Genomic DNA, 8789 nt, shown 5'->3' with positions numbered 1-8789 from the left:
GCCGGCTCCGGTCGCTGCCGCCGCCGCCGCCATCGACGAAGTCTCCTTCTCCAAGGCCCACGCCGGTCCGTCGGTGCGCCGTCTGGCGCGCGAACTGGGCGTGGACCTGGGCAAGGTCAAGGGCAATGGCCGCAAGGGCCGCATCACCGACGCCGATGTCAAAGCCTTCGTCAAGGGCGTGATGCAGAACCCGGCGGCGCTGGCTCCGGCCGCCGCGGCCTCCTCCGGCGGCGGTCTGGATCTGCTGCCGTGGCCGAAAGTCGATTTCGCCAAGTTCGGAGCTATCGAAACCAAGCCGCTGTCCCGCATCCAGAAGATTTCCGGCGCCAATCTGTCGCGCAACTGGGTGATGATCCCGCACGTCACGTTCAACGACGAGTGCGACATCACCGAGCTGGAAGACTTCCGCAAGACCGTGGGCAAGGAATGGGAAAAGTCCGGCCTGAAGATCAGCCCGCTGGCCTTCATCATCAAGGCCGCCGCCGAAGCGCTGAAAGCCTTCCCGAACTTCAACAGTTCGCTGGATGGCGATAACCTGGTGCTGAAGCAGTACTACCACATCGGTTTCGCCGCCGACACGCCTAACGGCCTGGTAGTGCCGGTGATCAAGGACGCCGACAAGAAGGGCCTGCGCCAGATCGCGCAGGAACTGACCGATCTGTCCAAGCTGGCGCGCGAAGGCAAGCTCAAGCCCACCGACATGCAGGGCGCGACCTTCACCATTTCCAGTCTGGGCGGCATTGGCGGCACCAGCTTCACGCCCATCGTCAACGCGCCGGAAGTGGCCATCCTCGGCGTCTGCAAATCGCAGATCAAGCCGGTGTGGAACGGCAAGGAATTCGCGCCGCGCCTGATGTGCCCGCTGTCGCTGTCCTTCGATCACCGCGTGATCGATGGCGCCGCCGCCGCGCGCTTCACCGTGCATTTGGGCAAGCTGCTGACTGACGTACGCCGTCTGATCCTGTAACCGCGGGGCGTTCCGCCCTTCTGTCGCAGGATGTAGGGGAAACGCCCGCGCGGCGGGCTTTCTCGCTACAGAATCAGCCCAGACTCGAGGCGGCCGGCTCCGCGCCGGCCGCTCAACATTGCGGATGGAAAACCATGAGCAATCTGATCGAATTGAAAGTCCCGGACATCGGCGGCCACGGCAACGTGGACGTGATCGAAGTCTTCGTCAAGCCGGGCGATGTGATCGCAAAAGAAGCCAGCCTGATCACGCTGGAAACCGACAAGGCCACGATGGAAGTGCCGGCGGAAGCCGCCGGCACCGTCAAGGAGGTGCGCGTCGCCGTGGGCAGCAAAGTGTCCGAAGGCGATCTGATCGTGGTGATTGAAGCCGCTGGCGCCGCCGCGGCTCCGGCTGAAGTGAAGCCGGTGGAAACCACCGGCGTCGCGTCTGCCACCACCCAGGCCGGCTTCGCGCCGCAAGCCGCTCCGGTCGCCGCCAGCCATGGCGGCGGCGCCGACATCGAGTGCGATGTGATGGTGCTGGGCGGCGGCCCCGGCGGTTATTCCGCCGCCTTCCGCGCGGCCGACCTGGGCCTGAAAGTGGTCATCGTCGAGCGTTACGCCACCCTGGGCGGCGTGTGCCTGAACGTGGGCTGCATCCCGTCCAAGGCGCTGCTGCACAATGCGGCGGTGATCGACGAAGTCAGCCACCTGGCCGCCAACGGCATCAAGTTCGGCAAGCCGGAAGTGGACATCGACATGCTGCGCGGCTACAAGGAAAAGGTCATCGCCAAGCTGACCGGCGGCCTGGGCGGCATGGCCAAGGCGCGCAAGGTGGACATCGTGCGCGGCAATGGTCATTTCATCGATCCGCACCATATCGAAGTCTCGCTGACCACCGGCAAGGGCCGTGAAGAGAGTGGCGAGAAGAAGATCATCAAATTCAAGAACGCCATCATCGCCGCCGGTTCCCGCGTGGTGAAGCTGCCGTTCATTCCGGACGATCCGCGCGTGGTGGACTCCACCGGCGCGCTGGAACTGAAGGGCGTGGCCAATCGCATGCTGATCATCGGTGGCGGCATCATCGGCCTGGAAATGGGCACAGTCTATTCCACGCTGGGCGCGCGCCTGGACGTGGTGGAAATGATGGACGGCCTGATGCAGGGTGCGGACCGCGACCTGGTCAAAGTGTGGCAGAAGTGGAACGCCCACCGTTTCGACAACATCATGCTCAACACCAAGACCGTGGCGGTGGAGCCCAAGGACGACGGCGTGTGGGTGACTTTCGAGGGCGATCAAGCGCCGAAAGAGCCGCAGCGCTACGACCTGGTGCTGTACGCCACCGGCCGCGCGCCGAACGGCAAGCTGTTGGGCGCCGAGAACGCCGGCATCGCGGTGACCGACCGCGGTTTCATCCCGGTGGACAAGCAGCAGCGCACCAATGTGCCGCACATCTTCGCCATCGGCGACATCGTCGGCCAGCCTATGCTGGCGCACAAGGGCGTGCATGAAGGCCATGTGGCGGCGGAGAACTGCGCCGGCCAGAAGTCCTACTTCGACGCGCGCGTGATCCCGGGCGTGGCCTACACCGATCCGGAAGTGGCTTGGGTCGGCGTCACCGAGGACGAAGCCAAGAAGCAGGGCCTGAAGATCGAGAAGGGCGTGTTCCCGTGGGCCGCCTCCGGCCGCGCGATCGCCAATGGCCGCGACGAAGGTTTCACCAAGCTGATCTTCGATGCCGAAAGCCACCAGATCATCGGCGGCGGCATCGTCGGCCCGCATGCGGGCGACATGATAGGCGAAGTCTGCCTGGCCATCGAAATGGGTTGCGACGCCACCGACATCGGCAAGACCATCCACCCGCACCCGACCATGGGCGAGTCCATCGGCATGGCGGCGGAAGTGGCGCACGGCACTTGCACCGACTTGCCGCCGCAGCGCAAGAAGTAAGCGCGGCAGGGCAGGAAATAGGGCAGGCCTCCGGGTCTGCCCTTTTTTATGCGCATCGTTTTAAATGATGGGCGGCAAAACTATTAGCTATCCCGCTGGTCTCACCGCCTTGCGCCTGATGGCGCGCGTGGGTGGTCGGCTATGAGAAAAATGGATGGCTGCCGCTTGCGGATATGAATTATAATTGAATGTAAATTAAGCTTTTGGTTTAAGAACGCCCGGATTGGGCTGTGCGATTTTGAAGCCGCCCAGCCGCTTCTCGCCAGCCGCCGCAAGTTTCGTTACCATGGCCTCGACACCAAACGAATCGGACCATGCCAAGCTCCCGCCTGCTTATTTCATTGATCTTATTGCTGATGGCGACGTCCGCCTGGGCCAAGCTCGACTACAGCGTGCGCATAGACGCGCCTTCCGGCCTGTCCGGCTTGCTGCAAGACAATCTGGAATTGGTCACCAGCCGTCTGGAAGAAGAAATGGACGAGACGCTGTTGACCGAATTGCTGCGCAGCACCCCGGAGGACGCGCGCAAGCTGCTGGAGACCGAGGGCTATTTCGACGCGCGCGTCAATGTGCGCGAAGAGAGCGCCCGGCGCTACGTGGTCGAGGTCAAGCCCGGCGAGCCGGCCTTGATCGAGGATGTCACCATCCGCCTGAACGGGCCTATCCGCGCTGAGGGCGATTTCCAGCAGCGCTACGCGGCGGTGCTGGAGGCCTGGTCGCTGCCCATGGGCGCGCCTTATCGCCAGTCCGATTGGGATAGCAGCAAGCGCGCGGTGATGCGCTTGATCACCGCCGATCGCTTCCCCAAGGCGCATATCAGCAAAAGCCAGGCCGCCATCGATCCGGCCACTCGCCGCGCGACGCTGGAGGTGGAGATCGACAGCGGCCCGCTGGTCCGTTTCGGCGACATCCACGTCAAGGGCATGAAGCGCTATCCGGAGAAAATCGCCACCGGCCTGGCCGATTTCTCCGCTGGCTCGCCTTATCAGTTGAAGAAAATTTTCGACTACCAGTCGGCGCTGGAGCAGGCGCCGCACTTCTCCAATGTGGTGGTCAGCGCCGACCTGGCGCAGATCGATCCGGATACCCAGCAGGTGCCGGTGGAGGTGGACGTCACCGAAATGCCGCGCCAGAAGCTGGAACTGGGTCTGATCTACGACTCCGGCGACGGCCCCGGCGTGCGTGTCGGCTACGACCACTACAATATCTTCCGCCGCGGCTATACCGGTTCGCTGGTGACCAGCTGGAAGAAAAACCAGCAATCGCTGTCGCTGGGCCTGGGGTTTCCGCGCCAGTCCGACGGCTATTCCCATTCCATCACCAGCGCCTTCAAGACCGACGATATCCAGGGCCTGAAAACCCGCAGCAGCGATGTCGGCGGCTGGCGCACCCGTACTCGCGGCAATATCGAGGCGCGCCTGGGCCTGCAATACCTGCTGGAAAGCGAGGAGGCCGGCGGCGTGTCGAATAAGGACACCCGCGCCTTGCAGCTGGTCTACGGCTGGACCCAGCGCGCGGTGGACGATTTGATGCGGCCGCGCTCCGGCGTGCTGCTGGACTTCCAGCTTTCCGGCACCGTCGGCAGCGCCTTGTCCTCCACCTCCTATGTGCGCGGCTATGCCCGCACCGTCGGTTATTGGTCGCCCTTCCCCAAGTACGGCACCTTTGTCGGCCGGCTGGAACTGGGCCAGGTATGGGCCAGCGATCAGGACGCGGTGCCATCCTCCATTCTGTTCCGCGCCGGCGGCGCCAACAGCGTGCGCGGCTACGATTACCAAAGCCTGGGCCTGCCCGGCCCCAATGGCTCGGTGCTGGGCGGCCGCGTGGTGGCCACCGGCAGCCTGGAATATCAAATCCCGATCAAGCCGGACTGGTATCTGGCGCTGTTCACCGACGCCGGTAACGCCAGCCAGAGCTGGAAGGGCTTCCAGGTGGAGCGCGCCAACGGCGTCGGCCTGCGCTGGATGAGCCCGGTGGCGCCGCTGTCCTTCGACTTCGCCAAGGCCGAGCGCGACGGCAAGATACGCTGGAACCTCAGCCTGGGCCTGGCCTTCTGATTCGAATGCATTCATGAGCGCAACCGACACTCCCCAAACACCCGACACCGCGCCGCCGCCGCCGGCCGCGCCCAAGCGTCGCCGCTGGCGCTGGCTGCTGTGGCTGCCCTTGTTGCTGATCGCGCTGTTGCTGGCCGCCAGCGCCTGGCTGACCGCCAGCCGCGCCGGCTTCGCCTGGCTGATGCAGTCCTTGGGCGGCCTTAGCGGCAACGCCGTCAGCGTCAAGCAGGCCGAAGGCACGCTGTGGGACGGCTTCAAGTTGAGCGATGTGCGCGTGCGCAGCGCCGGCAGCGATGTCGACATCGAATCTGTGCAACTGGACTGGAACCCAAGCGCGCTGTGGCAGCGCCAGCTGTGGCTGCGGCAGTTGGCGGTGGGCCATGTCAAGGTGGCGGTCAAGCCGACGCCGGCCACGCCGCCCGGCGGCGCGCCGGAATCGCTGGCCTTGCCCCTGTCCATCCGCCTGGACAAGCTCAGCGTCGCCAGCCTGACGCTGGAGCCGGCCAAGCTGCGGCTGTACGGCCTGGAAGCCGGCTATGTCTATGACGGCCGGCGCCATGATCTCAAGCTCAAGCGCCTGGGCTCGCCCTGGGGCGAGGCCGAGGCGGCGCTGCAATTGGCCGACGCCAAGCCCTTCGCGCTGCAAGGCAAGCTCAGCGCCGGCGGCGAATTGGACAAGATTCCCTACCAGGCCAAGCTGGTGCTGGGCGGCAGTCTGTTGCAGCTGAGCTTTGACGGCGAGTTGGCCGGCAAGGGCCTGGTGGCCGACGTCAAGGGCGGTCTGCTGCCCTTCGCCAGCAATCCCTTCAACAGTTTCACCCGGCTGGACGCGCGCATGGCCGGCATTAATCCGCAGGCCATCCTGCCGGAATGGCCGCGCGCCAAGCTTAGCCTGGCGGTGTTCGCCGAGCCGGACGCCGGCCAGCGCGTCAAGGGCGGCCTGACCCTGCTCAACGAGCAGGCAGGTCCCCTGTCCGAGCAAAAGCTGCCGCTGTCCTTGCTGGCCGGCGAATTCCGCGCCGATGACAAGGCGCTGGAACTGTTCAACACCCATGCGCGGATCGCCGACGGTGAAATCGGCCTGGCCGGCCAGGTGCGGCCGGACCAGCTCAAGCTGGCGCTGGACATTTCCAAGCTGGGGCTGCGGCAATTGCACGCCAGCGCGCCGGATGATCGCCTGGACGGCCGGGTGACGCTGGAAGGCCCGCTCGCTGGTCCGAACATCATCGCCCAGCTCAAGGGCAAGACCTTGCAGGCCAAGGCCGATGTCGGTTTCGCGCCGGCGCCGCATGCGGCGCTGCTGATCCGGCAAGCGGAATTGACCGCCGGCGTTGGCACCCTGACGCTGGCCGGCCAGCTGGGCCTGGATGGCAAGCAGCTATTCGATTTCAGCGGCAAGCTCAACCGCGCCGATCCGTCCAAGTTCAAGCCCGGCCTGCCCAGCGGCGATCTCAACGCCAGCCTGCAGGCCAAGGGCCAACTGGCCAGCCCGCTGAGCGTGGCGGCCAAGCTGCAATTCGCGCCCAGCAAGCTATCCGGCGCGCCGCTCAGCGGCGGCGCCGATGTGCTGCTGCAAGGCGAGCGGCTGAAGTCGCTCAGCGCCGATCTGAGGCTGGCGCAGAACCGGCTGCAGGCCAATGGTGCTTACGGCGCCATCGGCGACAAGCTTAAGCTCTTGATCTACGCGCCCAATCTCGGCCTGATCGGTCCCGGCTTCTCCGGCGTGATCAAGGGTCAGGGCGAACTGGCCGGCACGCCCAAGGCGCCGCTGATCAGCGCCAATCTGCAAGCGGACCGGCTCAGGCTGCCTGGGAATATCGCGCTGCAAAGCCTGCAGTTCAGCGGCAACGTCAAGGCCGACCAGAACAGCCCGTTCCAGCTCAAGCTGGATGTGGCGGCGCTGCAGGCCGGCGGTTTCCGCGCCGAGCAGCTGCGTGCCAGCGCCAGCGGCACCCGCGCGCGCCACGGCTTGCAGCTGGATGGCCGTTTCCGCCTGGCAGATCATCCGTATGCGCTGCAACTGGCGGCCAACGGCGGCCTGCGCGGCGAGGCCGGCCCCTGGGCCGGCACCCTGAGCAAACTGGAATTGAACGGCCGGCCCGGCCTCAGCCTGCTGGCGCCGGTGGCGCTGGAACTGGGCGAGCAGATCAAGGTGGGCAATGCCCGATTGGCGGCGCTGGGCGGCAGCATCACGCTGGCCGAGCTCAATCGCGGCGCCAACGGCGCGCTCAGCACCCGCGGCTCGGCGCGCGGCCTGCGGCTGGCGGAACTGGGCCCCTTGCTCAGCCTGCCGCTGAAGCAGGACCTGAGTTTCGATTCCGACTGGAACCTGAATCTGGCGGCCAATGCCAAGGGCCAGTTCGTGCTGCGCCGCGCCGGCGGCGATGTGCAACTGCCGGGCGACAAGGGCAAGGGCGTGGCGCTCGGTCTGAAGACCGCGGTCGCCACCCTGACGCTGGACGGCGGCCGCGCCTTGTTCGACCTGAATCTGGACAGCCGCTACGCCCAGTTGCAGGGCAAGGGCTCGATGCCGTGGAACGGCGGCGCCATCGACGCCAAGACCCCGCTCAACGCCACGGTCAGCGCCAGCGTGCCCTCGCTGGCGACGCTGGCCAGTTTCGCCGGCCCCTCGCTGGAACTGGGCGGTCAGATCAGCGCCAATATGGCGCTGACCGGCGCGCTGAGCCAGCCTATGGCGCAGGGAACGATACGCGGGGACAAGCTCTTGCTGGCCGACCGCCGCACCGGCATCCGCCTGGGTGACGGCAGCCTGCTGGCGCGGCTGGACGGCCGCAAGCTGGTGCTGGAGCGCTTGCGTTTCGCCGGTGGTGAAGGCGAGGTGGCGGCCAGCGGCGCGCTGGATCTCAGCGGTGATACCCCGGACGCACGCGTGGCGGTGGAGTTGCGCAAGTTCGGCGTGTTCGACCGGCCCAACCGCCGCCTGGTGGTGTCCGGCCGCACCGAGCTGGCGATGGTGGCCGGAAAATTGTCGCTGACCGGTCATATCCGCGCCGACCAGGGCCGCATCGGTCTGCCCAAGTTCGGCGCGCCCAGCCTGGGCGACGATGTGTTGGTCAAGGGCCGGCCGGAGCCGGAGCCGTCGGCCTTCGCCAGCATGCCGCTGACGGTGGCGCTGGATCTGGACCTGGGCGACCGCTTCCGCTTCTCCGGCCAGGGCCTGAACGTGGACCTGACCGGCTCGGTGCGCGTCAGCGCCAATCCCGGCGAAGCGCCGGGCGCCAAGGGCCAGGTGCGCGTGGTCAAGGGCCGCTACAAGGCCTATGGCCAGGACTTGGACATCGAGTACGGCGCCATCACCTTCAATGGTCCCTTGGACAATCCCTTGCTGAATGTGCGCGCCAAGCGCCGGCTGTCGCCGGTGGGCGCCGGGGTGGAAGTCAGCGGCTCGGTGTCCATGCCCAAGGTGCGGCTGGTCGCCGACGAGCCGATGTCGGAGAAGGACAAGCTGGCCTGGCTGGTGCTGGGCCGGGCGGCGAGCGGCGATCGCGACGACAACGATCTGGCGGCGTCCGCGGGCATGATGCTGGCCGGTTCGCTGAATGATCAGATCGGCCTGTTCGACGACCTGGGCGTGTCCAGCCGCAAGGAAAAGACGCTGGCCAACGGCACGGTGAGCCCGGCGGAGCAGGTGGTGACGGTGGGCCGTCAACTGACCCGCGAGCTCTACCTGGGCTATGAGTACGGCGTGACCAGCGCCAATCAGGCGGTGAAGATGGTGTACCAGCTGAGCAAGGGCTGGTCGGTGGTGATGCGGGCCGGCACCGACGCCTCGGTGGAATCGCGTTACACCCTGCGTTTCGATTGAGCGCGCCG

General features: G+C 66.2%; 4 protein-coding genes. All 4 read left to right on the top strand.

Annotated features, from left to right (window positions below; genetic code table 11):
- Positions 1-967, top strand: a 967-nt coding sequence (locus LQT98_RS20435; protein ID WP_231464765.1) for a 2-oxo acid dehydrogenase subunit E2, incomplete at its 5' end; no start/stop codon positions are given.
- Positions 968-1101: 134 nt separating this feature from the next.
- Positions 1102-2898, top strand: a complete 1797-nt coding sequence (gene lpdA / locus LQT98_RS20430; protein ID WP_048407956.1) for a dihydrolipoyl dehydrogenase — start codon at positions 1102-1104, stop codon at positions 2896-2898.
- A gap of 314 nt (positions 2899-3212) precedes the next feature.
- Complete coding sequence (locus tag LQT98_RS20425) at positions 3213-4955, top strand: autotransporter assembly complex protein TamA (RefSeq protein WP_231464763.1); 1743 nt, start codon at positions 3213-3215, stop codon at positions 4953-4955.
- Positions 4956-4968: 13 nt separating this feature from the next.
- Positions 4969-8781 carry a translocation/assembly module TamB domain-containing protein gene (locus tag LQT98_RS20420; RefSeq protein ID WP_231464761.1) on the top strand — a complete coding sequence of 1271 codons (3813 nt, stop codon included), beginning with the start codon at positions 4969-4971 and terminating at the stop codon, positions 8779-8781.
- Positions 8782-8789: the final 8 nt, after the last annotated feature.

The sequence above is a fragment of the Chromobacterium aquaticum genome (assembly GCF_021129195.1).
Taxonomy (GTDB): Bacteria; Pseudomonadota; Gammaproteobacteria; order Burkholderiales; family Chromobacteriaceae; genus Chromobacterium; species Chromobacterium aquaticum.
Note: the sequence above shows the minus strand (reverse complement) of the source record. Positions and strands in the feature narration are given on the sequence as shown.

Bases quoted from the DNA above. Each gene is read 5' to 3' on its own strand.
- lpdA (WP_048407956.1), top strand. From the start codon at position 1,102: ATGAGCAATCTGATCGAATTGAAAGTCCCGGACATCGGCGGCCACGGC.
- LQT98_RS20425 (WP_231464763.1), top strand. From the start codon at position 3,213: ATGCCAAGCTCCCGCCTGCTTATTTCATTGATCTTATTGCTGATGGCG.
- LQT98_RS20420 (WP_231464761.1), top strand. From the start codon at position 4,969: ATGAGCGCAACCGACACTCCCCAAACACCCGACACCGCGCCGCCGCCG.